The organism is Streptomyces sp. GMY02 (assembly GCF_019056675.1).
Lineage (GTDB): Bacteria > Actinomycetota > Actinomycetes > Streptomycetales > Streptomycetaceae > Streptomyces > Streptomyces odonnellii.
Window position 1 is genome coordinate 488,840 of sequence record NZ_CP077658.1, and the last position, 24,194, is coordinate 513,033.

A 24,194-nucleotide genomic window follows, 5' to 3' on the forward strand; every position below is an offset into this window, starting at 1 on the left:
GACGAGGACCGCTCGAAGCCTGGGCGGGCACGGGATGAAACGTATGCAGAGCCAGAACGAAAGAGGACGCGGAATGCGGGTGCTGCTCTCCACATACGGGACGCGTGGCGATGTCGAACCGCTGGTGGCACTCGCGGTGCGGCTCCAGGCGCTCGGCGTGGAGGTACGGATGTGCGCCCCGCCGGACGAGGAGTTCGCGGAGCGGCTGGCAGGTCTCGGGATACAACTGGTGCCGGTCGGGCCACCGGTGCGTGCGTTGATGCGCGGGACGAGTCTGCCGTCGGCGGCGGAGCTGTCCCGGTACCGGACCGAGATGGTCGGCACACAGTTCGACGTCTTCCCCGCGGCGGCTGACGGATGTGACGCGCTGGTGGCGGCCGGCCTGGCGCAGATCGCCGCGCGGTCCGTGGCCGAGGCCGCGGGCATCCGCTATGTGTACGTGAGCTATTCGGCCGTCAACCTGCCGTCGCCGCACCATGCGCCGCCACCGCGACCGGGGTGGCCGGAGCCGGAGGTGAACGACAACCGGACGCTGTGGGAGCTGGACGCCCACAACGTGAACGCGCAATTCAGCGAGGCGCTCAACGGCCACCGGGCATCGATCGGTCTGCCACCGGTGGAGAATGTCCGCGACCATGTCTTCACCGACCGGCCATGGCTGGCAGCGGACCCGGTCCTGGGACCGTGGCGGGAGACCCCGGGCATCGACGTGATACAGACGGGTGCATGGACCCTGCCGGACGAACGCCCGCTCCCGGCCGACTTGGTGACGTTCCTGGACGCGGGCTCGCCGCCGGTCTACGTGGGCTTCGGCAGTATGCGCCCGTCGCCGGACATCGCCCGCAAGGCCATCGAGGCGATCCGCACGCAAGGTCGCCGTGTGCTCGTCTCCCGCGGCTGGGCGGACCTGGATCTGGTCGACGACCGGGACGACTGCTTCGCCATCGGTGAGGTCAACCAACAGCGCCTGTTCGGCAGGGTGGCCGCCGTGGTGCACCACGGCGGCGCGGGTACAACGATGACGGCCGCCCGGGCGGGCGTGCCGCAAGTGGTGGTGGCTCTCCGGCTGGCGGACAACCCGTACTGGGCCGGCCGGGTGGCAGATCTGGACATCGGCGCGGCACTCGATGTCCCGGATCCGACCGTCGAGTCCCTGAGCGTCGCGTTCAAGAGGGCCCTGGCGCCCGAAACCCGGGCGCGGGCAGAGGCTCTGGGCACCAGGATCCGCACCGACGGAGCAGCGGTGGCCGCGAGCATGCTGCTCGACACCCTCCGGTGAGCTGAGGGCTGTGCCGGGCAGAACGGGATCCGGACCGGCCCCCGGCCAATAACTCCGACGAGCCGGGACAATCCCCGGCGCATTTCGCGATTCTCAGCCTCGGCACAGGGCGCGTTTAGGCGTTTATAAGAAACGGTTCATACGTTTCATTATCCCAGTGTCTTTCCGGAGGAGTTTCTGTGGAGTTTTCTGGTGAAGCAGCGAACCGTTTCCCATCCCGTCGCCGCGCGTTGTCGGTGATGGCCTCGGGGGCTGCGGGAGTCACGGCTTCCGTCGCTTTTGCCGGCTCTGCCCGAGCGGTCGGCGGCTCGGGTTCGGTAAATTCGGACACGGCCCCGGTCGTGCGTACGAGGCAGGGGCAGCTTGAGGGGTTCACGGCGGACGGCGTGAACAAGTTCCTGGGTGTTCCTTTTGCTCAGCCGCCGGTCGGTGAGCTGAGGTGGAGGGCGCCCAAGGCGCCTGTGCCGTGGAGCGGGGTGCGCACGGCGCAGGAGTTCGGTCCGGCCGCCTATCAGGGGCCGATCAATGCGTCATTCCGGACCGATCGTGTCTCGGAAGACTGCCTTTATCTGAACGTCTGGACAACGAATCTGTCGAAAAGGGCGCGGCAGCCTGTCGTCGTCTGGTTCCACGGCGGAGGCAATCTCCGTGGTGCGGCGTCGGAGATGTTCACCGACGGGTCCAGTCTCGCGAAGCTGGGGGTGACGGTCGTCGCCCCGAACTACCGGCTCGGTCCGTTCGGCTTCCTCAATGACGAGGAGATGGGCGCCAACTTCGCGGTCCTGGACCATGTGGCCGCGCTGCGCTGGGTGCGGGAGAACATCGAGGCGTTCGGCGGCGACCCCTCCCGGGTCCTGATCTTCGGCTACTCGGCCGGTGCCATCGAGGTGCGCGCCCTGCTGCAGTCTCCGCAGGCCAAGGGCCTGTTCCAGCGCTGCGCTCTGCTGAGCCAGGGCGGCGAGCTGCCGGTGAGCACCGAGGCGTGGAACTTCGAACGGTCGCGTGAGGCGACCGAGAGGATCTTCTCGGAGCTGGGGGCGACGAACCGGTCGAAGCTGCGGGAGGTCTCCGCCGAAGCGGTGTACGCGGCTGGTTTTGCGGCGTCGCGGGTTCCCACTCCCGCGGGCGGTGTTTTCACACCGCTGGATCTGGTCTGGAATCCGGTGCCCGACGGAGAAGTCGTGACGGAGCAATTTCCCGCCTGGAGCAGTGGTGTCCCGGCCATGTTCGCGTGCTGCCAGCACGAAGGACGTTCCTTCCTGAACCCGGGCGTTCCCTACACGTCCGAAACGCTGCGTGTCATGGCCGAAAGTCTCGCCGGTCCGAAGGCGGACGAGGTGCTCCGTATCTTGAATTTGGAAGGCGGTACCACTTTCGAGAGCCTTGACCGCCTCTTCACCACGGTCATTTTCTCGGAGCAGGAGTATGCGAGCCTGCGTCGTTTCTCCGGCGGCGACCGAAAGCTCTACTCGTACCGTTTCCAGCGTGCCTCGCCGGGGCGCGTGCAGAACAATCGCCTTGCCCACCATGGCGCTGACATCTTCTACATCTTCGGCAATCTGCTCGACAGCGAGTTCTATCCCGGAGGGCCCTACGACGCGATCGACGTACAGATCCGGGACGAAATGCAGCACGCGTTCGTTGAATTCGCCCGGACGGGGGTTCCCGAGCGGCTCGACGGGGCACGCTGGCCCGAATTCGGCCGGTCGCGTTCCTTGCACACGGTCGTGAACGACCAGGTGTCCTTCGCGCCCTATGACGTCGATCCGGTGCTGGAATCCCTTTACCGACTGCGTCCACGAGTGCGCTGAGGAACTGCCCCGCAGGTGACCGCCTCGACGGCCCGCCGGTCGGTACGCCACCGACCGGCGGGTCCGCGTCAGTTGCCGCGCGGGGATCCTGTGCCGAACCAGGTGCTGAGGGCCTCGACGAGTGCGCCGTTGTCGGGCGAGGCGTTCGGCGTGGCGGCCCAGGCGAGGACGCCGTCGGGGCGGATCAGGGCCGCGGTGAGGTCGCGGCGGCCGAGGACGATGGCGTCGACGAGGTGCAGCCGGTCCGCCCAGGGCTGGGCGGCGACGGCGGCGGAGCCGGCGACGGGTGTGTGCAGGAGGACGGGCCGGCCGTCGTGCATCAGGGAGTAGAGGGTGACGTCGTCGACGACGAGGTCAGGGATGTGACCGCCGATCAGTTCGTGGTCGGTGCCCGGCGCGTAGGGCAGTTGGTAGCGGACGTCGATGCCGGAGAGCAGGCCGCCGATGTGCCGGTTCACCTGGGGCAGGTCCAAGAGGTCGGTGACGATGTCGCGCAGGGCCTCGACGTACGGGGTCGCGGGCAGCAGCGCGGTCTGCGCGCGGGTGTTGTGGACGACGCCCCAGCCGACGGGGTGGCGCTCGGCGGTGTACGTGTCGAGGAGCCGGGCGTCGACGGTGCCCTGGACGACGGTGGCGAGCTTCCAGCCGAGGTTGACTGCGTCCATGATGCCGAGGTTGAGGCCCTGGCCGCCCATGGGCGAGTGCACGTGGGCGGCGTCGCCGGCAAGGAAGACGCGGCCCATGCGATAGCTGGCCGCGTGCCGTGAGTTGTCCCGCGTGCGGCGGCCTTCGCGCATCTCCAGGATCACGGGGTGGACGCCGGAGGTGCGGTGGACAGCGTCGCGTACCTCGGTCTCGGTCAGTGGCGAGTGGTCGCGGTCCTCGCTCTCGTCGACGGGCTCGGTCACCCGTACCCGGACCCATCCGTCGTGCACACCGCCGTGCTGCAGGCGTCCCCGCGCGCTGTTGACCGGCGCGGGAAATGTCTCGGGGTCGGCGACCTTGAGCCGGGCGATCCGGGTGACGAGGCCGCCGTCCACACCTGGGAAGTCGAAGTCGGCGAGTTTGCGGACTGCGGACCGGCCGCCGTCGCATCCCACGACGTAGGACGTCCGGAACCGGCGGTCGCCGTCCGGGGTCGCCACGGTCAGTTCCACGCCCGATTCGTCCTGGGTGAGGGCAGTGACGCGGTGGCTGCGCAGCAGTGTGGCGCCCAGCTTGGTGGCGTGGTCGGCGAGCACCTTCTCCAGTTCGGGCTGCCACATGGCGGCCGGCACCCGGTTGTCGGTCTCGTGGACCAGGTGGTCGATGGTCAGCTTGTGGATCCAGGCGAAGTGGCCGAGCGGACTGCCCATGTCCTGCTGGTAGTTGACCTTGCCAGCCTGGTGCTGGCTGAACAGACGGCGGCCGAGCCCGCGACGGCGCAGCGCCTCGCTCCCGAGGACGCCGACCCCGCGCCCCTTCTGCAGCGGGTCGGGCTCCGCCAACTGCTCGACGATCACGGCATGGACGCCGGCGGTCTCCAGCTCTGCCGCGAGCACCAGTCCGACCGGACCTGCACCGACGATGACAACCGCGCTGTCGCTGCTCATGAACGCGCCTCCATTTAAGAAACTCTGGTACCTTGAAGTTAGGGAACCACGGTTTCCTGGGCGTGGCAAACACGGAACCCTTGAGGCCGGACCCCCGCGGACCGGATGCGGGAACTGCCCACCCCGTCGGGGCGGGCCCGCGCGGGGGCAGGTCCCCGATCGGCCGAAAGCCGTCCTCATACGCGGCGCCCGGCCTTTTCGGGCCGCGCTGAACACAGATCACACGGAAGAGAAGAGGTGGAGCGCCATGCGTCCACGGGTCGGCCTTTCACAGGGGTATGCCGAGGGAACGCGCGAGAACGGGATCTCCCGCTTCCTGGGCCTGCCCTACGCCGCGCCGCCGGTCGGCGACCGGCGCTGGCAGCCGCCCGGGCGCCCCGAGCCGTGGGAGGGGGTGCGCGACGCGAGCCGGTTCGGCCCGGTGTGTCCTCAGACGCGGGGCGCCAGCTTCGATCTGCGCGTGAGCGCACAGAGCGAGGACTGCCTGCACCTCAATGTCTGGACCCAGACCCTTGAGCGCGAGGCGCGGCAGCCGGTGATGGTGTGGATCCACGGCGGCGGGTTCCTCGGAGGAGCGGGGTCGGAGGACGCGTTCGACGGCGCCCGGCTGGCCGCCCGCGGTGTCACCGTGGTGACGGTCAACTACCGGCTCGGCGCGTTCGGTTTCGCGGCGGACCCGGCCGTCGGGTCGAACTTCGGGGTGCTCGACCAGATCGCCGCGCTGGAGTGGGTCGCGCAGAACATCGACGCCTTCGGCGGCGACCCGGGCAACGTCACGGTGTTCGGCCAGTCGGCCGGGGCCGCCTCGGTACGCGCCCTGCTGTCGGCCCGCCGCGCCAGGGATCTGTTCCACCGGGCGATCATGCAGAGCGCCGGGTTCGAACCGGCCGCGGGCCTGCCGACACCACCCGGACCCGAACGCACCATGGACGCCACCCGTGACCTGTTCGCCCGGCTCGGCGGCGATGCCGGCACCGCGCGCAAGGCATCCACGGAGGACGTCCTGGCCCTGTCGGTGGACCTGGCGGGCGTCCGGCCCAAACCGGGCCAGGTCCACACCCCCGCCAACCTCGTGTGGACACCGGTCTACGACGACCGTGATGTCGCGAGCGGGGACGACTTCGCCGGCTGGCCGTCCCAGGTGCCGGTGATACTCGGCTGCGTGGAGAACGAGGCACGCTACTTCCTCCCGCCGTCCGCACCGTTCCCGCCCGCGATGGTGGAGAACATGGCGGCGGTCCTGGGAGGCGCCCACCGGGAAGGCGTACTCGACCTGCTCAACACCTCCGGCGCCACCACCTACGAGGCGCTGGACGAACTGTTCACCACGGCCATCTTCACCGAGCCCGCCCTGGCCACACTGAAGCGCTTCGCCGCCCTGGACAGGCCGCTGTACTACTACCGGTTCGGCCGTGTCTCGCCGGGCCTCAAGGCTTCAGGGCATCTGGCCCAGCACACCGCGGAGATCCGGTACGTGTTCGGCAACCTGGAGCCCGCGGACGCCTACGACGACACCGACGCCGCGCTGTCCGCCGACATGCAGAACGCCTGGGTCTCCTTCGCCCGCACCGGGGTTCCCGCCCTCCCCGACGGCTCGCCGTGGCCGCGTCACCACGGCGGCGACCCTGCGATGACCGTCATCACCCACACCCTGCGTGCCGAGCCTTTCACCACCACGAAACTGACCGACCTCATCCACAGCCTCCGACCATGACTCCCGCGCAGGCCGGAGGCTGTTCATCCCCGGCTCCCGTCAGCCGTTCCACCATTTCTCTTTGGAGTTGTCAATGACGTCACCTCCTGTACTGTCCGGCCTTCACCATGTGACCCTGCCGGTCAGCGATCTGGACACCAGCACAGCCTGGTACGCGTCCGTCCTCGGGGCCGAGCGCATTCCCGCGCTGGACCACCACGACCCTCACGGTGCCCGCTACTCCGTGGTGGTGGCTCTGCCCGGTCTCGGCGTACCGGTCCAGTTGCGGCTGGCGCCGGAGGCCGCCGGGACCGCCACCGCATACGACCCGGTGACGCTGGCCGTCGCCGACCGGGCCGCCCTGGAGAACTGGGTCGAGCACCTGGACGCGTGCGACGTACCGCACGGCCCCGTCGCCGAAGCCCGTATCGGCCACGCGCTGAGCTTCCATGATCCGGACGGTACGCTGCTGCGGCTGTACACCGAACCGGTCGGCGGGTTCGACGCCGCCGTGCAGGAAGGGCAGCGTCTGTGATCACCTACGCGCAGGCGCGCACGATCGTCGAGCACGCCCTGGACCACGCCCGCTCCAGCCAGTTCCCGCCCATGACGGTCGCCGTCCTGGACGCCGGCGGTCACCTCGTGGCCTTCGGCCGCGAGGACCACTCCTCCCTGCTGCGCGAGCGGATCGCGGTGGGCAAGGCCCGCGGCGCCCTGAACATGGGTGTCGGCAGCCGCAGCCTCGCCGTACGGGCCGCCTCCCACCCCCACTTCGTCAACGCCCTCGTCGGGCTCGCGGACGGTGACCTCGTGCCCGTACCCGGCGGGGTCCTGGTTCGAGACGGCGACGGGCAGGTCGTCGGGGCCGTCGGCGTCAGCGGCCATCTGCCCGGGCTGGACGAGGAGGCGGCTCTCAAGGGCATCGAAGCGACCGGTCTCACCGCCGACCCCGGCAGCGACACCCCCGCCCACGGAGACGGTCAGCACACGGCCGGCGGGAAGGAGAACGGCACGCCATGAACTCCAATCCCCTGCTGCGCATGCTCGACTACAACATCGTCCCCGTGGGCATGCAGTGCTTCACCGGAGACCACACCCTGATCGAAGTCATGGGACGCACCGGCTTCGACTACGTGTGGCTGGACAGCGAGCACAGCCCGACCGACCCCCGCGCGCTGGAGGACACCGTCCGCACGGCCGAGGCCGCCGGACTGCTCTCCCTGGTGCGTATCCCAGAACCCGACGACACCACGGCCGCCCGCCGCGCCCTGGAGGCAGGCGCCCACGGACTGATCGTCCCCATGGTCCGCACCGCCGACGACATCCGCGCCGTCGTGGACGCCACGCTCTACCCGCCCCATGGACGGCGCGGCATCTGCCCCGCCTACCGCGCGGCCGGGTACTCCCTGCGCTCCTTCGCCCGGCACGCCGAGGAGAGCAATGCCGGCCTGCTGATCATCCCGCTCATCGAGACCCTCGACGCGCTGGAGAACATCGACGAGATCTGCGCCGTGGAGCAGGTCCGTGTGCTGTGCTTCGCCGCCGGTGAACTCGCCTTCGCGATGGGCGAGGCCGCCGCCATGCACAGCAGCCCCAAGGTCAGGGCCGCCTACGACGAGGTCAAGGCCGCCGCCGCGCGGCACGGCGTGATGCTCATGGGCGGCCCCATCCTCGATCCCACGCACGACAGTTGCGCACGGGCCCTGGAGGACGGCATCCGGGTGTTCTGCCTCGGCATCGACGTGATGGCCTTCCGCGGCGTGTGTGAAGCCACCGTCGCCGCCCTCGACTCGGCTGTCGCCGGCACCGGGTTCTCCCGCCCCGCCACACCCGAGAGCGGTTTCCCCGACCGGTACTGACCCGCCCCGGCGAGGCGCCCGTCCTCGCAACGGAACTTGGAAGGCATCGATGGCCGACATCAAGAGGTACGTCCTCGGGCCCGACGACGAGGGACGTTCCGTCCTTCTGGAATCGGAGCCCGCCAACATCCAGTCCAAGAAGGGCTTCTTCTGGCGCTCCACTCTGTGGGCGACCCACGAGATCCCCGTCGACAACACCATCGAGGGCGACCGCTCGCTGATAGGCGCCCAGCGCGAGCCCCATCCCGGCGGCATGCTGGTCCGCGCGCTGGAGCTGTGGCCCGACATGGACCCGGACGAGCACCGGAAGGAGTTCTCCACGCTCAACTCCGAGGTCGGCCAGACGCATCTGCCCACCGAGGCCGACTCCCGGCGGCACCCGACCATGCACCGCACCGACACCCTCGACTGCATCACCGTGGTCCGCGGTGAGATCCACCTGATCACCGACACCGAGGAGGTCCTGATGAAACCGGGCGACTCGGTCGTCATCCGGGGCGTCAACCACGGCTGGAGCAACCGCTCCGACAGCCCCTGTCTGCTCATCGGCACCATGATCGACGCGCGCACGGACTGAGCAGTGGCCGTACGCCGGTGCACGCCGCATCGGCGAGCGTGCGCCCCCTAGCGGCAGGCGGTTCCCCCGGATCCGCCTGCCGCTATTGCCGCGCGGCCGTCGAGGCGGCGCGGATAGCCTGCGCGGATGAAGCGAGTTCAGCGGGCAGCCGGTGCGGTCGTCGGCTCGGCGGTGACACGGACACCGTCGCCGCAGTGACCGGAGGCCTGGCGGGGGCGTACTACGGGCTGGACGCGATCCCCGCCCGCTGGACCGAGCCGCTCCATGTCCCCCTCCCAGGGTTCGACGGACGGGTGCTGCGCTCGGCGGATCTGCTCCGCCTCGCGCACCGCCTCGGCGGCTAACGGCCCGTTGCGGGCGCGGTCTCCGTCGTACCGCCGGCGACCCGACACGACTTCTCTTCATCGCCGCTTTCGGTGCGCCCGACCCCTTGCCACTAAGACACCGCAGGGTCTTAATAAGATACCGAGGATTCTTAACCGCTCGGGACGGCTCCGTGGCATGCCGTACGGCCGCCTGGCCGCTCCGCGTCCCCGTTGCCGACAGCAGCGGCCGGCCGGTCAGCACACAGATCAGGAGTGGATGCATGAGCGAACCCATCACCGAAGCCCGCCTCGTTCCCGATGCCGGGGCCGAAGCGGCAAGGCCGGTCCGCCTCGGAACAGGGGGCCTTCAGTGAGCGCGAACGTCAAACAGAGCCCCGGCGTCGACGAGAGCCCCGGTCCAGGGCGGCATCCGGGACTGCTGTGGGACGTGGTTCCGCCGATCGTGGCCTACGTCCTGCTCCTGATGCTCGGTGCGCCGACCTGGGCCCAGCTCGCCTCCGGCATCGTCATCTCCCTCGCGCGCCTCGCGTGGGTCAGCGCCCGGCAGCGGCGAGTCACCCTGCGCCCCGTGCTGATGGTGCTGTACTTCATCGCGATCGCCGTTCTGGTGGCGGCGACCGGCAATGCCTGGCTCTTTCTCCTCAAGCCGTCCATCGGCCAGGTCTTCCTGGGCAGTCTGATCGTGTCGGTGGCCAGAAGCAGCCACCGCCCCTACACGCTGGCCATCATGGGCCGACTGCGGCGCCGGGTCGGACGTGAGGAGATCCTGCGCCGTTACGAAGCCTCCGCCGAGGTGCGCCGTCGCCACCGGGTCATGTCGATCGCCTGGGGCGTGCTGGTGATCAGCCAGGGCGTGCTGCGCGGTGTGCTCCTGATGGTCCTGCCGGGCGCCTGGGTAGCCGCCGTCAGCGTCCCGACCGACGTCACGAGCATCCTCGTACTGGCCGTCGTCACCGTCGTCTACCTCGGCCGCGCGGAATCACGGGTCGCGGAACCTGATCGCGCCGACAGCGACGGGCACAACGAAGCCGCGCCGGCACCGGAGTCCGGCACCCCCGCGCCCACCTGACAACAGGGCCCGGGTGCATCGACCCGCGGCTCGCCGCCCCTCGGTCCCGGCGTCCGGCACACCCGGCGACGACGTACCGAGGGGCACGAGTGCCTGCGGCAGCGACAAGGAACCAAGGGCAAGAAACCGGCGACAAGAAAGCGGCGACAAGAAACCGTGGTACCTTGATCGTGTGCCTGCCAAACCAGACAGGCCCGTGTGATTCGGGGAAGACGTGACCGGCCAGACCGCGCAGGAAAACACCGCCAAACCGGCCGTCCGCACACGGCGCCGGGGGGCCGCACTCGAAGCGGCGATCCTCAGCGCCACCTGGGACGTCCTCGTCGAAGACGGCTACGAACACCTCACCATGGACGCCGTGGCCGCCCGTGCGGGAACCAGCAAACCGGTGCTGTACCGGCGCTGGTCCAGCCGCGCCGAACTGCTGCTCGCCGCCGTCCTCGACAAGTTCCCCACCCCGGCCATCCCGGACCAGGACCACGGCGATCTGCGCGCCGACCTGATCGCCCTGCTCCAGCCCCTCGCGGACCGCTTCGCGGCCGTCCCCCCGGAGAGCGTCGGCCAGTTGAACGCGGCGATGGCGAACGACGCCGAACTGACGCAGCTCATCTACACCAGGGTCGGCCAGGTCGACCTCCGCTCGCCCCTGGAACGCATCCTCCAACGCGCCACCCTGCGCGGTGACTACGGCGGAGCCCCCGTCACCGCGCGGGTCGTCGCACTCCCCCTGGCCCTGCTGCGCGCGGAGTCCCTCCGAGGACTCCCCGTGCCCGGCGAAGCGATCGTCCGTATTGTCGAGGACATTCTGCTGCCCCTCTTCAACGGACTGTCGTCGCCGGCGAACACACGTCACACCGCACCCTGAACGACGCCCGCCTCGGCGATCACACCCGCGTCACCACCGGCGGGACGAGCGGCCGTTCACACATGGGCAAACTCATGGGCCAACACGTGGACTGACACATGGACCGGCCGTGTACGCATGGGGGTCGTCACGGCCGGTCCATGTGTCAGCTTTCCGGCGCCGTTGAACTGGAACACCTTGTCCGAGGCGCTCTTCGCGCCGCCGCCGGTGACCGTGTACGTGGCGGATGACGAGGTGCCCTTGAAGCTGGCCGCGTCCTCGCCGACGTCCTCCCACCACACGTTCTGCAGTGTGCAACTGCCCGAGCAGTGGACACCGTCCGCCGCGGGGGAGCCGAGGACGACGTTCTTGAGTACCGCGCCGTCCGCGAGCTTGAAGATCGGGTCCTGGCCCTCGGACTGACCGCCGTCGCCGAGGTCGCCCGTGCCGTAGAAACGCTGGAGCTTGCCGTCGTACGTACCGGACACCGCGATCGTCTCGCCGACCGCCACGGTGCCTGTCGGCGACGGCCAGGCGGCGGCCGCCTCGGCGGTGCCGACGGTGCCGCCCGTCAGAACGGCGGCGCCGGTGAGGCCGAGCGCGGCCAGTGCCCCGGCCAGCGGGCTCCGGCCGGCGGGCCGGCGCCCGCTACGGCGGTGTGGATGTGCTGATGAAGTCATGTCGGATTCCCTCTTCTCCTGTGGGTGGTCGGACTCCGAGTGGTCAGGTGCGGGGTGGTCAGAGCTTGCGGAGGCTGGGGCACGTGGGGGGTTGATGCGCATATGGGTATGCCCCTTCACGAGTACGCAAGTTCATGAACATGAACGATCTACGTGATGTGGAACGCCGAACCATGGAGCGCCGTTTCTACAGTGCCGCGTGACTCACTCCCAGGAGTGCGTGTTCCCAGCTCAGATCGCACACGAGGGCCGTCAACTCATATATGAGATCTGACAGTTGGGTCACACCCCTGAACGGAAAATAGAAGAGTGAGCGCCTTTGGTCAACGCCCCGCGAGCCACATTCGGTCCGTCCGGGCGAAGTCCGGGGCACGGTGTCTCTCGGCAGGCGCGGGCCCCGTGTCTCGGTGGTCCCGGCGGGTGTCTCACGGTGGGGGCCGTGATGTGGCCCGGGCGGCTGCGTCGGCACCATCGGGGCGGGAGGTCTGACATGGGTTTTCGGATCAGCAAGGAGTTCCACTTCTCCGCGAGCCACCGGCTCGACGGACTGCCCGAGGAGCATCCCTGCGGGCGGCTGCACGGGCACAACTATGTGGTGGAGCTGGAGCTTTCGGCGGCCGGGGACGGGCTGGACGAGACCGGTTTCGTACGGGACTACGGCGACCTCGGCGACTTCAAGAAGTGGCTGGACAGCGATGTCGACCACCGGCATCTCAATGAGGTGCTGGAGGGGGTCAATCCGACCGCGGAGCATCTCTCGCGGTGGCTGTACGAGCGGTGGGTGTCCCGGTATCCGGAGCTGAGCGGGGTACGGATCAGCGAGACGGCCAAGACCTGGGCGGAGTACCGCCCGTGACCGCCGCCGGGAAAGGCGCGGCGAACGGGGGTGATGCCGTCGTGGAGTCGAAGCTCGTGGTCAACGAGATCTTCGGCCCCACCTGAGGACCGTCCAGGGAGAGGGCCCCTCCACGGGTGAGCGCTGCGCGTTCGTGCGTCTGGGCGGCTGCAATCTGTCGTGCCGGTGGTGCGACACCCCGTACACCTGGGACTGGACCGGTGTCGGCGACACGGGCCGGGCGTATGTGCCGCACGAGGAGCTGCACCCCATGCCCTGGCAGGAGGTGTACGAACGGCTGCGGGCGTACGAGGTGCCGCTGGTGGTGGTCTCCGGCGGGGAGCCGCTGAGCCAGCAGACGCGGCTGCTCCCGCTGCTGCGCGCACTGACCGCCGCCGGCCACCGGATCGAGATCGAGAGCAATGGAACGGTCGTGCCCCGGCCCGAACTCGCCGCCACCGGGGTGCGGTTCAATGTGTCGCCCAAGCTGTCCCACTCGGGCGACCGGGAGGAGCGCAGGCTCGTTCCCGAAGCGCTGGCGGCGCTGGCCGCTCTGCCGGGCACCGCGTTCAAATTCGTCTGCCGCACCACCGCCGACCTCGACGAGGTGGCCGCCATCGTCGCGCGCCACGGCACCACCCCGGTCTGGATCATGCCCGAGGGCCGGACGCCCGACGAGGTGTCGCGGCATCTCGCGGCGCTCGGCGACGACGTCATCGCCCGGGGCTGGAACCTGACGACCCGAATGCATGTCGCCCTCTGGGGCGACAGGAGAGGCGTATGAGGTGACATTTACGGCAGTCGATGTGCTCCAGGAGGAGCCCGCGGACGGTCACGATCCGCTGGAGGACGTGGCCCGGCGTCTGCTCATCGAGATCGGGGAGGACCCGGACAGGGACGGGCTGAAGGACACTCCGGCCCGGTTCGCGCGCTGGTGGCGGGAGTTCAGCGGCTACGACCCGGGGAAGGTCGGCACGCTCTTCCCGCTGCACACCGACGGCCAGACCGTCCTGGTCTCGGACATCCAGCTCTGGTCGCTCTGCGAACACCACCTGCTGCCGTTCTCGTGCTCGGTGACCATCGCCTACCGGCCGCGCGGCGAGGTCCTGGGCCTGTCGAAGTTCGCGAGGATCGCGCACCGGCACGCGCACCGGCTCCAGGTGCAGGAGCGCCTGGTACGGGACATCGCGGACGAGATCACCGAGGTGACCGGCTCGGAGGACGTGGCCGTGGTGGCGCGGGGCGAGCACCTGTGCATGAGCATGCGCGGGATCCGTACCCCGGCCCTGATGACGTCCTCGGTGTTCAACGGCGTCTTCGAGGAGCACGGCCCGGCCCGCCAGGAGGTCGTGGCCATGGTCCTCCCGAGGAGCCAGTGAACCGGGCAGCCCCCACCGGTCCGCCCGGTCCCATCACCCGCCACGACCAAGGAGTTCGGCATGGCCGTACCTGAGATCCGTACGGGACTCAGCCTGGACGACGTCCTGCTGGTGCCGCAGCGCACCTCGGTGGTGAGCCGCTCGGCGACCCGCCTGGACACCACGCTCGGCGGTGACGTCTCGCTGGGCATTCCCGTACTGTCCGCCAACACCCCCTGGTGCACGGGGGCCCGCATGGCCGAGGCGATGGCGCGTCTCGGCGGCCTCGGGGTCGTGCACCGTATGCAGACCGCCGAGGACCAGGCCGCGGAGGTCGCGGCGGTGAAGGCCGCACCCGTGGCCACCGGCACCCTCGGGCGGAGTCCGGCGCTCGACGCGGAGGGACGGCTGCGTGTGGCCGCCGCGGTCGGGGTCGTCGACGACTACAGGGAACGCGCCGAACTGCTGGTCGCGGCAGGCGCGGACGTCCTTGTCACCGATGTGGCGCACGGCCACGCGGACTATGTGATCAAGGTCGTGGAGGAGCTGCGCGCCCGCTTCCCGCGTACCACCCTGATCGCCGGCAATGTGGCGACCGCCGCCGGAACCCGGGATCTGATCGACGCGGGCGCCGACGTGGTCAAGGTGGGCATCGGCCCCGGCGGCATCTGCACCACCCGGCTGGTGGCGGGGAGCGGCGTGCCGCAGCTCACCGCTGTGCTCGACTGCGCCGAGGAGGCAGTACGGAGCGGGATCCCGGTGATCGCCGACGGCGGCATCAAGGCCCCCGGCGACCTGGTCAAGGCGCTGGCTGCCGGGGCCCATGCCGTCATGCTGGGCAGCGCCCTGGCCGGTGCCGACGAGAGCGAGGCGAAGCTGGTCGAGCACGAGGGGCGCAAGGCCAAGGTCAGTACGGGCTTTGTCACCTTCGGCATGCGGCTGACCCTGAAGCAGGCCCGCGGCGAGGAGGTCAGCCGCGAGGAGCTGGACGAGTACACCCCGGAGGGCGTCGAGGCGACGTTCGCGTACAGCGGGAGCCTCGCGGCCACCCTGCGTCCGTTCCTCGGGGGCCTGCGCTCGGGCATGAGCTACTCGGGCGCGCACGATCTGGCCGCGCTGCGGGAGCGCGCGGAGTTCGTCCGGGTCACCCCGGCCGGGCTGGCCGAGAGCCGGCCGCATGCCCTGGGGCGTGCCGAGCAGGTGCCGCTCGACTACGCGGCGGCGGTCAAATGACCACACCGGTGGACACCGGCCGGTACGGCAGTGAGCGGATGCGGGCGCTGTTCACCGATCCGGCGCGCTACGGCCTGTTCGTACGGGTCGAGGGGGCGCTGGCGGAGGTCCAGGGCCGGCACGGGGTGATTCCCGAGGAGGCGGCCCGGCATATCGCGCTCCGGGCCCGGGAGTATGTGCCCGATCTGGCCGCCGTCGCGCGTTCGGAGCGTACGAGCGGTCATGAACTCTTCTCCGTGGTGCAGGTGTTCGCCGAGTCCTGCGGACCGTACGGCAGATACGTGCACTTCGGCGCCACCAGCAGCGACATCCTGGACACCGCGCTGGCCCTTCAGACGGACGGCGCGATCGGGCTGCTGCGGGAGCGGCTGACCGGGCTGCTGGCCGCCCTGCGGGACCGGATCGGCGCGGACGGCGAACGGTTGATGATCGGCCGTACGCACGGCCAGCACGCCCAGCCGATCACGTTCGGCTTCAAACTGGCGGTGTTCCTCGACCAGTTGACACGCTGTGTGGTCCGGCTGGACGAGCTGCGGGCCCGGGCCGTGATGGGCAAGGTCGCCGGCGCGGTGGGCACCCTCGCCGGGCTCGGCCCGCTCGGGCCGCGGGTGCAGCGCGAGGTGCTGGAGCTGCTCGGGCTGCCCGGGCCGGAGATCAGCGCGCAGGCGGTGGCCAGGGACCGGATCGCGGAGTTCGTCTGCTGGGCCGCGCTCACCGCCGCCTGTCTGGAGAATCTGGCCACCGAGATCCGCAACCTCCAGCGCACCGAGATCGGCGAGGTCGCGGAGTCGTTCGCCGAGGGCGGCCAAATCGGCAGCTCGGCCATGCCCCACAAGCGCAACCCGGTCCGCTGCGAACGGGTCTGCAGTCTGGCCCGGCTGCTGCGGTCCCTGGTGGGGCCCGCCCTGGAGAATGTGGTGACCTGGCACGAGCGCGATCTCGTCAACTCCGCGAACGAGCGTTTCACCCTGCCACAGACGGGGGTGCTGCTCGACGAGATGCTGACGGTGGCGACGGGGGTGGTCGGCGATCTGCGGGTGCGGCCCGACCGGATGGACGCCAACCTCGCCCTGTCCCGCAACGCGTACTTCAGCGAGGCGGTGCTGCTGACCCTGATCGAGCGCGGTACGGAACGGCTGGCCGGCTACCGGACGTTGCAGCGCGCCAGCGCCGACGCCGCGGCCGGCGGCCGGGACCTGCTGGAGGTGCTGGCGGACGACCCGGCGGTCACCGCCCTGATACCGGCCGCCGAACTGGCGGAACTGGCCAAGACCGCGCCGGACGCCGGTGCGAGCGAATCCCTCGCCCGGGAGACAGTGCGCCGGGCGGAACGGGTGCTGGCCGCCGTCCCGGCGGCGGAAGGAGCACGATGACGGACACCACAGGCAAGAGAGACGCGCGGGCCACGATCGTGGTCGGCGGGCAGTGGGGCGACGAGGCCAAGGGCAAGATCTCCAGTTATCTCGCCCTGCGGGACGATCCCGCCGTGGCGGTACGGGCCGGTCTCGGCCCGGGCGCGGGGCACACCGTGGTGCACGAGGGGCGGACCCTGCGGCTGCGCCAGGTGCCGAGCGCGATCGTCAATCCGCGCACCCGGCTGCTGCTCGGCGCCGGTGTGCTGATCCGCCCGGAGGTGCTGCTGCGGGAGATCGAGGAGAACGGCGTGGCCGGCCGGATCGGGGTCGACTACCGCGCCACCGTGATCGACCCCGCCCACCTCGCCGCCGAACAGGCCGACGCCGGGCTGCGCGACAAGGTCCGCAGCACCGGCAGCGGGCACGGCCCCGCGCTGGCCGGCCGGGCCATGCGCGCGGCCCGCCGGGCCGAGGACGTTCCCGAGCTGGCCCCGTATCTCACCGACGCGGCGGAGGAGGCGAACCGGGCCGTCGACGCGGGCGACGGGGTCGTGGTCGAGGGGACCAACGGCTTCGGCCTGTCCGTGCTGTTCGGCACGTACCCGTACACCGTCGGCAAGGACTCGACCGCCAGTACGGCCGCCGCCGACGCCGGTCTCGGGCCGCTCGCCGTCGACGAGGTCGTCCTGGTCCTGCGGGCCCATCCGACCCGGGTCGGTGCCGGGCCGTTCCCCACCGAGATCGACGAGCGGGAGGCGGAACGGCTCGGGGTGGTGGAGTACGGGACGGTGACCGGGCGGCGCCGCCGGGTGGGCGGCTTCGACATGGCGCAGGCACGGGAGGCGGTACGGATCAACCGGCCGTCCAGGATCGCGCTGACCTTTCTGGACCAGGTGGACCCGGCGGTCCTCGGCCAGGACGGCGGCGAACTCCCGGAGGCCGCGAGGGAGTTCGTCAAACACATCGAGGAAGGGCTGGAACGTCCGGTGGATCTCATCGGCACCGGCCCCGGCAGCGGCCATGTCATCGACCGCTGGGTCCGTACGGGAGGTGCCAGGTGAACGCGGTTCCGGTATGGCGGCGCGAGAAGCTGCTCACCATCGGATGGGCCGAGGCCGGCCGGATGCTCGACGGCCTCGCCCGGGACATACGGGCCGACGGCTTCGCGCCGACGGTCATCGCGGGCATCGCCCGGGGCGGGCTGCCACCCGCCGTCGCGCTGTCGAACCTGCTGGGGGTGACCGACTTCCGGATCCTCGGCATTCCTCGCAACAGCTCCAACTCCCGTTACAGCGAGCGCGGTGAGGCGGTGCTCGACTATGTGGTGCCGGAGCGTCCGCTGACCGGCGAGCGGGTGCTGATCGTCGACGACATCATGGGCGACGGCGGGACCATGGCCCTGGCCGAGAAGACCGTACGCGGGCTGGGCGCGGCCGAGGTGCGCTCGGCGGTCGTGGTCCGCAACATCGGCTCGCGCGGCCGTCCGGACTTCCTGGCCGTGGAGGTGGACGACTGGACGGTCTTCCCCTGGGAGCTGCCTCCGGGCGCCGAGGAAACGGCCGACGTCCTCGAAGGACCCCGGTGACGGCCCCCGCCACCGTCGTCCTGGACCGCGACGGCACCCTGCTGGACTTCTACGAGATGTTCCACCGCTTCATCCTCGATCTGCACGACGAGGCCCGGGCGCTGCCGCCGCCCCGCGAGGAGATCCTGGGCTACCCGTACTGGACCTCGATCACCAGCGGCTCCCTGAGCATCGGGAAGGTACGGGTGCTGGACCGCGTGGACGACGTCGTACGGCGGTACATGCCGCACGGGTCGCTGTACGAGGGGGCGGTGCCGGCCCTGGGCGCGCTGCGGGCGGCCGGGGTGCGACTGGCGCTGGTCAGCTCGTGGGTCGGTACGGAGCAGACGCGCGAGCTGCTGCGGGCGCACGGCGTGGAGGACTGTTTCGGGCAGGTCATGACCCGGGACGACCTGCCCGCCTCGGACACCGGTCTGTCGGACGCGGAGGCCAAGGTGGTGCTGGCCCGCCGGGCTCTCGACCGTCTCGGGCACCGGTCGGCGGAGCGGCTGTTCGTGGTCGGGGACACCCCGGCCGACATCACGCTCGGCCGCCGGCTGGGCGCGGTCGTGGTCGGTGTCCGTACGGGAAACGGCGGCATGCTGCCGCCGGCTCCCCCGGACGGACCGGATGTGCTGCTACCGTCGGTCGCCCGCCTCGCCGAACTGGTCCTCACCGCAGCGGAGGAGATCCCATGAGCCGGCCCAACGATGTCGGCGGCGCCCAGGGGTTCGGTGCGCTCGCCGGCACGCTCCCGCCCGACCAGCCGATCGTGGCGGCGTACGGTCCCGACGGGCGCTCCGTGTGGGGCGCGGACTGGCAGGCCCGGGTGTGGGCGCTGATCGCGGTGCTCGGCACCAACGGTGTCTGCTCGGCCAGCGAGCTGCGTGACGCCGAGGAGCGTGCGGACCCGGGCGAGTTCCTCGCGTCGTCGTACTATGAGCGGGTCGTCGCCGGGATGGAGCGGCTGTTCGAAGAGCGCGGACTTCTGAGCGACACGGGCGACATGGCCGACGCGGGCGACACGGCCGACGCCGATCGTGCGGGCGACGCGGCTGACGGTACGGGCGACACGTGACCGGCGTCCCGTCCCCCGCCTTCCGGGTCGGCCAGCCGGTCCGGGTGCGGGCCGCCGACCCGCCGTACCACACCCGGGCGCCGCGCTATGTCCGCGGCCACACCGGTCTGGTCCGTGCCGTACTGCCCGTCTGTGAACTGCCCGACGACGTGGCCCGCCGCCGCTCGCCCGTGCGGAGCCTGCCCGTCTACAGCGTCGCCTTCACCGCGAGCGGCCTGTGGGACGGGACGCCTTCGGGGACGGACGACGAGGTGGTGTGCGATCTGTGGGAGTGCTATCTGGACGCGGCCGGGCCCGGCGGCGCCCCCGATCAGGAGGAACGACCCCGATGAGCGGAGAACACACCGATCTGCCGGTCGCCGCCAGGGTGCGGCGGCTGGAGGCCCGGCTCGTCGCGGCGGGGCTCGTGACGGACGAGCAGCTCGACGCCGTACTGGAGCAGCGTCTGTACCGGGCCACCCCGTTCAACGGCGCCAGGCTGGTGGCCCGCGCCTGGACGGATCCGGACTTCCGCGCCCTGCTGCTGGACAACGCCGAAGAGGCACTGGAACGGACGGGGCTGGGCGGGCTGCTCGCGCCCGACGAGCATCTGCGCGTGGTGGAGAACACCGCCGGAACACACAACGTCGTGGTGTGCACACTGTGTTCGTGCTATCCGCTGCTACTGCTCGGGCCGTCGCCGAGCTGGTACCGCAGTGATGCCTACCGGGCCCGGGTGGTCCGCGAACCGCGCGCCGTACTGGCCGAGTTCGGGTACCGGGTGCCGGACGAGGTGGCGGTACGGGTGTGGGACGCGACGGCGGAGGCCCGCTACATGGTGCTGCCGCGCCGCCCGGCCGGCACCGGGCATCTGGACGAGGAGGCCCTGCGCGGCCTGGTCACCCGCTCGGGGCTGATCGGCACGGCTCCGGTGTAGGTGTGCCGGCCCTGTCCGGGCACTTCCGTACCCCACGGGCGGGGTCCGGGGAGACTGTCCCCGGACCCCGCCGTGCTGTGTCCACGGCCCGTCAGGGGGCGGCGAAGCGCGTCACCGCGTCGAGGTAGTCGGTCGGGTCGGACAGCCCGGCCTCACGGAACGCCTCGCGCCGCTCGTAGCAGGTGCCGCAGGTCCCGCAGTGCCGCTCGCCGCCCTTGTAGCAGGACCAGCTCCGCTCCAGCGGGGCCCCCAGCCGCGTCCCGTGTGCGGCGATGTCCGACTTGGACCAGGTGATGAACGGCGCCTCCACGGAGGGCGTCGGGAAGCCCTCGTTCGCGACCTTCACCAGCTCGCCGAGCGCGTCGAGGAACGCGGGGCGGCAGTCGGGGTAGATGAAGTGGTCGCCCGCGTGCATGCCCAGCGCCACCGTCCCGGCGCGGTGCGCGACACCCACCGACACCGCGACATTGGCGAGGACCGCGTTGCGGTTCGGCACGACGGTGGCCCGCATGGACTCCTCCGCGTAGTGCCCGTCCGGAACGCTGACGCTGTCGTCCGTCAGGGCCGAGCCCGCCAGCACCGAACCGAAGCCGCTGAGGTCCACCACATGGTGCCGCGCCTCGTAGTGGGCGGCGATCCCGCGCGCCGACTCGATCTCCTTGCGGTGCCGCTGACCGTAGTCGACCGTCACGGCGATCAGGCCGTAGCCCAGCGCGGCGTAGTGCGCCATGAGGGTGGTGGAGTCCATACCTCCCGAGAGCACCACCACGGCGGTGAACGGGTCGGTACTACGGCTGTTCTGCTCCATCAGGAACCTCCGGTCAGGGGAAGGACACCGAGGGGAGCGGCACGGTCGGCCGCCTGCTCGCCCTCAGCGTGGCCCAGGGAGCGGTCCGTCCACATCTCGGTGCGGAACCGAAGGACGGCGGGCAGCGGGCCGAAAGGCCGGTCCGCGCGGTCCGAGACAGCCCCGGGGACAGCTCCCGGGACGGTTCCCGGTGCGGCCGAGGACGCGAAGGCCGGGGCGCGCTGCCCGGTGCCGCCGGGAGCGCCGTCGGCGAGCAGCGACCAGACGCCCGGCGGGCGGAAGATCTCCTGGAAGTCGCGGCGGCCCGTGATGCCCAGCTTCCGGTACGCGCTCGACAGGTGCAGCTCGACCGTACGGCGGGTGATGCCCAGGACGGTCGAGATGCGCCGGTTCGACAGACCCTGTGTGGCCTGGAGGAGGATCTGCCGCTCCCGGGTGGTCAGGGCGAGGATCCCGCGCAGCGAGGCGTGCTGGGGCGTGCGCTCGTCGGCCGCCGCGAGATGTGTCCTGACCTGCTCGGCCAGCGGCCGGGCGCCGCACCGGCGGGCCAGCCGCACCGCCTCCGTCAGCGCGGCCACCCCGTACTGCTGGCGGCCCAGCCGGAGCAGCAGCGCGCCCAGGTCGGCCTGAGCGAGCGCCAGATCAAGCTCACTGCCCGCGCTCTCCAGCAACTGGACCGCCTCGCGCAGCATGCGCTCGCCCCGCAGCCCGCCCGCCACATCGGCCAGTGCCCGCAGTGCCCGGCCGTGCTCCAGCGGGGTGTCGGCGGTGTCGGCGGCACGCATCTGCTCGGCCGCCGCTTCCTGTGCCTCGTCCAGCAGCCCGGCCTGCCGCAGCAGGACGACGGCATGGATCCGCCAGGGCACGGCCGCGGTGGACCGTACCCCCGACGCGCCGTTGCGCAGGAGCAGTTCGGTCAGATCGCGCGCGGCACCGGGCAGATCTCCGCAGGCGGCGCGCAGCCGTGCCCTGGCCAGCAGGACATGGCGGTGGTACCAGCCGGGCGCCAGCTCCTCCGCGTAGTGGTGCCTGCGCAGCAGCGCCCAGGCCTGTTCGTTCCTGCCCAGGCTGGTCAGTACGTCGGCGAGCAGCCCGACGGCCTCGGCCCGGTGGGGCTCGCCGGCTTCCGCCCCGCCGCACGACAAGCCGCTCACGGACTGCGTCAGTTGGTGCTGCGCCTCGTTCAACCTGCCCTGCCCGAGGGCGATCTGACCGGCGACCAGGAGCAGCAGCGGGCAGCCTGGCGGGAAGAGGGCGTCATCGCGTCGGTCACCGCGGCGCACATGCCCGGCGGACGCGGCGGCGGCTTCCTCATACCGCCCGTTCTGTACGAGAACCGTCAGCGCCGCCGGTACGGTCAGCGGGTGCGCCGACGACTCCTCGCCGCATTCGGCGAGGACCCCGCGCGCCTCCTCCACCGCCGACCGGCTGTCCCCGCCGCCCAAGTCGCGGCAGAGCGCCCCGACCGCGGCCGCCGCCGTGCGCAGTCCGGGCGAGGGAGCCGGGCTGTCGGACACGGACCGGGCGTCGGGCAGCGGGAGTTCGTCGAGGAGCCGGGCGGTACGGGCCGGGGGTCCGGCGAACAGACCCGCGGCGGTACGGTGCAGCCGGGGCCAGCGGGACAGTCCCGTGCCGGCGACGGCCGCGGCGGTCGCGGTCAGCACCCGCTCGGTGTCCTCCGGGGCGCGGGCCTCGTACAGCGCGCGGCCCACCCGGTGCAGCAGCCGTTCCCGTACGCTCTCGTCGCCCGTCGCGGCCAGCATCGCCACCGTCGCGTCGACCCCGTCGGCCCAGTCGGCGCGCAGCCGTACGTCCGAGAGCAGCAGGACGGCCCGGTGGTGATCCTCGCCGGTCGCCACCCGCAGCGCCCGCTCCAGGAAGCGCAGCGCGCCGTCGTTGTCATCGGCGGCCGCGGCGGCGCGGGCGGCCTGGAGCAGCACCTCGGTGGACCAGGAGTCGTCCAGCGGGACGGTGGACGCGAGAAGATGGCCGGCTACTCGGCCGGCCGCCGCGCCGTGCCGGTGCAGATGGCCCGCGGCGCTCAGGTGCGCGGCGCTCCGCGCCATGCGGGTCATCCCGCCCGCCAGGGCCGTGCGCAGCACCGGATGCCTCAGTGTGACGGTGCCGTCGTCCGCGATCAGCCGCATCCTGACCAGCAGGTCGGCCGCGACCAGGGTCTGTTCGAGCGTCATCCCGCTGAGGTGGGCGGCCAGTGGGGCGGCGTCGGCGGTGTCGTCGTCCGCGAGGGCGATCACCGCGGCGAGCCGCCCGAGAGCGGGGTCGATCGGGTCCAGCCGTCCGGTCACCGCCTCGGCGACGGCCGGGAGTACTGCCGTACCGAGCGCCGCGGTGTCGGTGGCCCTCGGGCCCTTCTCACGGGCCCAGCGCAGCAACTCCCCCAGCATGAAGGGGTTTCCGGCGCTGAGGCGGTGGCAGGCCGCGGCGAATTCGGGCGGTACGCCACGCCGCAGGACGGCGCGTACGGCGGCGGCGGTGTCCCGCTCGGACAGTCCGTCCAGTACGAGTTGCTCGGTGTCCTGTAATAACGCGGCCAACTCCCTCGGCGCCGTGGCGGGTTCGCCCTGCCGTATGGAGATGGCCATGACGACGGGCAGCCGGGCACAGGCCTGCCTCATCCGGTGCAGCTCGTCCAGTGTGGCGGCGTCGGCCCGGCACACGTCGTCGACGGTGACGACCAGCGGGGCGTGTCCGGCGGCCTCCCGTACGGCGTTGCGCAGCACGGCGGGCGGCACCGGTGCCGGAGCGGCCGGATCGAGTCCCTGGGTGCCGGCGGTCCGTTCGCCCGCCGCGCGCAGTGCGGCACCGGGGGCGCTTCCGGCGGGCAGCACCGCCAGCAGTTCGTCGAAGAGACCCTGCTCGATCCGGTGGCCGGGCCGGGCGCAGTCCAGCCGGATGACGGCGCATCCCCGCTCGCGCGCGGAGACCCGGAACTCGTGCAACAACGCGCTGCGCCCCACACCCAGTTCGCCGGTGAATGAGTAGACGGTCATGCCGGTCCGCACGCTGTCGCGCACGGCGTCGCCGAACAGCCGCAGTTCTCTGCGTCGGCCCGTGAAATGAGGTGAGTGCTTCTCGCCGGTGGCCATGACACCTCTCCGTTCATAGATCCGCTCGCCCCGGAACTGATCTCTCCGGTCCGTGGGCGCTACGAAGACATAACCCGTGAAGGATGGCGTGGAAAACAGCACGAATTCGCCACAGTCGCCCACCAGAAGCGGACACAACCGCACACCCGGCCTCCGCATGGCCGAAGTCCACCCACCCTGGCCAGGGCGGACCACGGCCCGGCCGCCCCG

At 71.1% G+C, this 24,194-nt stretch carries 24 protein-coding genes and 1 pseudogene; 21 read left to right on the forward strand and 4 right to left on the reverse strand.

All coding sequences use genetic code 11. The features are described from left to right. Positions 1-73: 73 nt before the first annotated feature. Together KQY30_RS02045 and KQY30_RS02050 are read left to right on the forward strand one after the other, a co-directional pair. Positions 74-1,279 (forward strand): glycosyltransferase, encoded by a 1,206-nt coding sequence (locus KQY30_RS02045; RefSeq protein ID WP_217310678.1) that lies wholly within the window; start codon positions 74-76, stop codon positions 1,277-1,279. A gap of 179 nt (positions 1,280-1,458) precedes the next feature. Further along, on the forward strand, positions 1,459-3,090 hold the full coding sequence (locus tag KQY30_RS02050; RefSeq protein ID WP_217305274.1) for a carboxylesterase/lipase family protein: 1,632 nt from the start codon (positions 1,459-1,461) through the stop codon (positions 3,088-3,090). Positions 3,091-3,158: 68 nt separating this feature from the next. Here the strand turns inward: KQY30_RS02050 and KQY30_RS02055 are convergent, their stop codons facing one another. Beyond that, positions 3,159-4,682: an FAD-dependent monooxygenase gene (locus KQY30_RS02055; RefSeq protein ID WP_217305275.1), complete on the reverse strand. Its 1,524-nt coding sequence runs from the start codon at positions 4,680-4,682 to the stop codon at positions 3,159-3,161. A 247-nt stretch (positions 4,683-4,929) separates the two neighbouring features. Here KQY30_RS02055 and KQY30_RS02060 point away from each other — a divergent pair, with 247 nt between their 5' ends. The 8 genes from KQY30_RS02060 to KQY30_RS02095 all read left to right on the forward strand — a co-directional run bounded on the left by KQY30_RS02060 (position 4,930) and on the right by KQY30_RS02095 (position 11,071). Next, a complete protein-coding gene (locus tag KQY30_RS02060) occupies positions 4,930-6,396 on the forward strand; it encodes a carboxylesterase/lipase family protein (protein ID WP_217305276.1) in 1,467 nt (488 codons plus the stop codon). A gap of 73 nt (positions 6,397-6,469) precedes the next feature. After that, a complete protein-coding gene (locus KQY30_RS02065; RefSeq protein WP_217305277.1) occupies positions 6,470-6,910 on the forward strand; it encodes a VOC family protein in 441 nt (146 codons plus the stop codon). After that, complete coding sequence (locus KQY30_RS02070) at positions 6,907-7,395, forward strand: heme-binding protein (RefSeq protein WP_217305278.1); 489 nt, start codon at positions 6,907-6,909, stop codon at positions 7,393-7,395. The genes KQY30_RS02065 and KQY30_RS02070 overlap by 4 nt, the downstream gene beginning before the upstream one ends. Continuing rightward, complete coding sequence (locus KQY30_RS02075; protein ID WP_217305279.1) at positions 7,392-8,234, forward strand: HpcH/HpaI aldolase/citrate lyase family protein; 843 nt, start codon at positions 7,392-7,394, stop codon at positions 8,232-8,234. Before KQY30_RS02070 ends, KQY30_RS02075 begins: the two co-directional genes overlap by 4 nt. Before the next feature lie 49 nt (positions 8,235-8,283). Then, complete coding sequence (locus KQY30_RS02080; protein WP_217305280.1) at positions 8,284-8,811, forward strand: cupin domain-containing protein; 528 nt, start codon at positions 8,284-8,286, stop codon at positions 8,809-8,811. A gap of 38 nt (positions 8,812-8,849) precedes the next feature. Next, on the forward strand, positions 8,850-9,155 hold the full coding sequence (locus KQY30_RS37065; RefSeq protein ID WP_302185294.1) for an ADP-ribosylglycohydrolase family protein: 306 nt from the start codon (positions 8,850-8,852) through the stop codon (positions 9,153-9,155). A gap of 331 nt (positions 9,156-9,486) precedes the next feature. Beyond that, complete coding sequence (locus KQY30_RS02090; protein WP_217305281.1) at positions 9,487-10,206, forward strand: hypothetical protein; 720 nt, start codon at positions 9,487-9,489, stop codon at positions 10,204-10,206. Positions 10,207-10,420: 214 nt separating this feature from the next. Next, positions 10,421-11,071: a TetR/AcrR family transcriptional regulator gene (locus KQY30_RS02095; RefSeq protein ID WP_217305282.1), complete on the forward strand. Its 651-nt coding sequence runs from the start codon at positions 10,421-10,423 to the stop codon at positions 11,069-11,071. 146 nt (positions 11,072-11,217) lie between these two features. On the opposite strand, the pseudogene KQY30_RS02100 reads toward KQY30_RS02095, so the two are convergent. Beyond that, positions 11,218-11,730 (reverse strand): annotated as a pseudogene (locus KQY30_RS02100) (pectate lyase); the annotation flags it as partial. Between the two features lie 490 nt (positions 11,731-12,220). Between KQY30_RS02100 and KQY30_RS02105 the strand changes: the two are divergent. The 11 genes from KQY30_RS02105 (at position 12,221) to KQY30_RS02155 (ending at position 20,069) form a co-directional block, all read left to right on the forward strand. Further along, positions 12,221-12,586, forward strand: a complete 366-nt coding sequence (locus KQY30_RS02105) for a 6-carboxytetrahydropterin synthase (protein WP_217305284.1) — start codon at positions 12,221-12,223, stop codon at positions 12,584-12,586. Positions 12,587-12,719: 133 nt separating this feature from the next. Further along, entirely contained in the window at positions 12,720-13,349 is a 630-nt protein-coding gene (locus tag KQY30_RS02110) for a 7-carboxy-7-deazaguanine synthase QueE (protein ID WP_254406885.1), read from the forward strand. A 1-nt stretch (position 13,350) separates the two neighbouring features. Then, the gene (gene folE / locus KQY30_RS02115; protein WP_254406886.1) at positions 13,351-13,944 is read left to right on the forward strand and encodes a GTP cyclohydrolase I; all 594 of its coding nucleotides are present in this window, start codon (positions 13,351-13,353) and stop codon (positions 13,942-13,944) included. A gap of 60 nt (positions 13,945-14,004) precedes the next feature. Continuing rightward, a complete protein-coding gene (locus KQY30_RS02120; RefSeq protein ID WP_217305286.1) occupies positions 14,005-15,156 on the forward strand; it encodes an IMP dehydrogenase in 1,152 nt (383 codons plus the stop codon). Then, on the forward strand, positions 15,153-16,529 hold the full coding sequence (gene purB, locus KQY30_RS02125; RefSeq protein ID WP_217305287.1) for an adenylosuccinate lyase: 1,377 nt from the start codon (positions 15,153-15,155) through the stop codon (positions 16,527-16,529). Before KQY30_RS02120 ends, purB begins: the two co-directional genes overlap by 4 nt. Beyond that, entirely contained in the window at positions 16,526-17,572 is a 1,047-nt protein-coding gene (locus KQY30_RS02130) for an adenylosuccinate synthetase (RefSeq protein WP_217305288.1), read from the forward strand. The genes purB and KQY30_RS02130 overlap by 4 nt, the downstream gene beginning before the upstream one ends. Next, a complete protein-coding gene (locus KQY30_RS02135) occupies positions 17,569-18,096 on the forward strand; it encodes a phosphoribosyltransferase (protein ID WP_217305289.1) in 528 nt (175 codons plus the stop codon). The genes KQY30_RS02130 and KQY30_RS02135 overlap by 4 nt, the downstream gene beginning before the upstream one ends. Continuing rightward, a complete protein-coding gene (locus KQY30_RS02140) occupies positions 18,093-18,773 on the forward strand; it encodes an HAD family hydrolase (protein WP_217305290.1) in 681 nt (226 codons plus the stop codon). The genes KQY30_RS02135 and KQY30_RS02140 overlap by 4 nt, the downstream gene beginning before the upstream one ends. Beyond that, a complete protein-coding gene (locus tag KQY30_RS02145) occupies positions 18,770-19,153 on the forward strand; it encodes an SH3-like domain-containing protein (protein ID WP_217305291.1) in 384 nt (127 codons plus the stop codon). Before KQY30_RS02140 ends, KQY30_RS02145 begins: the two co-directional genes overlap by 4 nt. Continuing rightward, on the forward strand, positions 19,150-19,485 hold the full coding sequence (locus KQY30_RS02150; protein WP_217305292.1) for an SH3-like domain-containing protein: 336 nt from the start codon (positions 19,150-19,152) through the stop codon (positions 19,483-19,485). Before KQY30_RS02145 ends, KQY30_RS02150 begins: the two co-directional genes overlap by 4 nt. Further along, positions 19,482-20,069: a nitrile hydratase subunit alpha gene (locus KQY30_RS02155; RefSeq protein ID WP_217305293.1), complete on the forward strand. Its 588-nt coding sequence runs from the start codon at positions 19,482-19,484 to the stop codon at positions 20,067-20,069. The genes KQY30_RS02150 and KQY30_RS02155 overlap by 4 nt, the downstream gene beginning before the upstream one ends. Positions 20,070-20,160: 91 nt before the next feature. Here the strand turns inward: KQY30_RS02155 and queC are convergent, their stop codons facing one another. Continuing rightward, positions 20,161-20,877, reverse strand: a complete 717-nt coding sequence (gene queC / locus KQY30_RS02160; RefSeq protein WP_046499218.1) for a 7-cyano-7-deazaguanine synthase QueC — start codon at positions 20,875-20,877, stop codon at positions 20,161-20,163. Next, entirely contained in the window at positions 20,877-23,984 is a 3,108-nt protein-coding gene (locus KQY30_RS02165; RefSeq protein ID WP_217305294.1) for a LuxR family transcriptional regulator, read from the reverse strand. The genes queC and KQY30_RS02165 overlap by 1 nt, the downstream gene beginning before the upstream one ends. Positions 23,985-24,194: the final 210 nt, after the last annotated feature.

Excerpts from the sequence above, each read along its gene's own strand:
- KQY30_RS02045 (WP_217310678.1), top strand. The coding sequence starts at position 74 with ATGCGGGTGCTGCTCTCCACATACGGGACGCGTGGCGATGTCGAACCG.
- KQY30_RS02055 (WP_217305275.1), bottom strand. The coding sequence starts at position 4,682 with ATGAGCAGCGACAGCGCGGTTGTCATCGTCGGTGCAGGTCCGGTCGGA.
- KQY30_RS02060 (WP_217305276.1), top strand. The coding sequence starts at position 4,930 with ATGCGTCCACGGGTCGGCCTTTCACAGGGGTATGCCGAGGGAACGCGC.
- KQY30_RS02065 (WP_217305277.1), top strand. The coding sequence starts at position 6,470 with ATGACGTCACCTCCTGTACTGTCCGGCCTTCACCATGTGACCCTGCCG.
- KQY30_RS02075 (WP_217305279.1), top strand. The coding sequence starts at position 7,392 with ATGAACTCCAATCCCCTGCTGCGCATGCTCGACTACAACATCGTCCCC.
- KQY30_RS02080 (WP_217305280.1), top strand. The coding sequence starts at position 8,284 with ATGGCCGACATCAAGAGGTACGTCCTCGGGCCCGACGACGAGGGACGT.
- KQY30_RS02105 (WP_217305284.1), top strand. The coding sequence starts at position 12,221 with ATGGGTTTTCGGATCAGCAAGGAGTTCCACTTCTCCGCGAGCCACCGG.
- KQY30_RS02120 (WP_217305286.1), top strand. The coding sequence starts at position 14,005 with ATGGCCGTACCTGAGATCCGTACGGGACTCAGCCTGGACGACGTCCTG.
- purB (WP_217305287.1), top strand. The coding sequence starts at position 15,153 with ATGACCACACCGGTGGACACCGGCCGGTACGGCAGTGAGCGGATGCGG.
- KQY30_RS02130 (WP_217305288.1), top strand. The coding sequence starts at position 16,526 with ATGACGGACACCACAGGCAAGAGAGACGCGCGGGCCACGATCGTGGTC.
- KQY30_RS02145 (WP_217305291.1), top strand. The coding sequence starts at position 18,770 with ATGAGCCGGCCCAACGATGTCGGCGGCGCCCAGGGGTTCGGTGCGCTC.
- KQY30_RS02155 (WP_217305293.1), top strand. The coding sequence starts at position 19,482 with ATGAGCGGAGAACACACCGATCTGCCGGTCGCCGCCAGGGTGCGGCGG.
- queC (WP_046499218.1), bottom strand. The coding sequence starts at position 20,877 with ATGGAGCAGAACAGCCGTAGTACCGACCCGTTCACCGCCGTGGTGGTG.
- KQY30_RS02165 (WP_217305294.1), bottom strand. The coding sequence starts at position 23,984 with ATGGCCACCGGCGAGAAGCACTCACCTCATTTCACGGGCCGACGCAGA.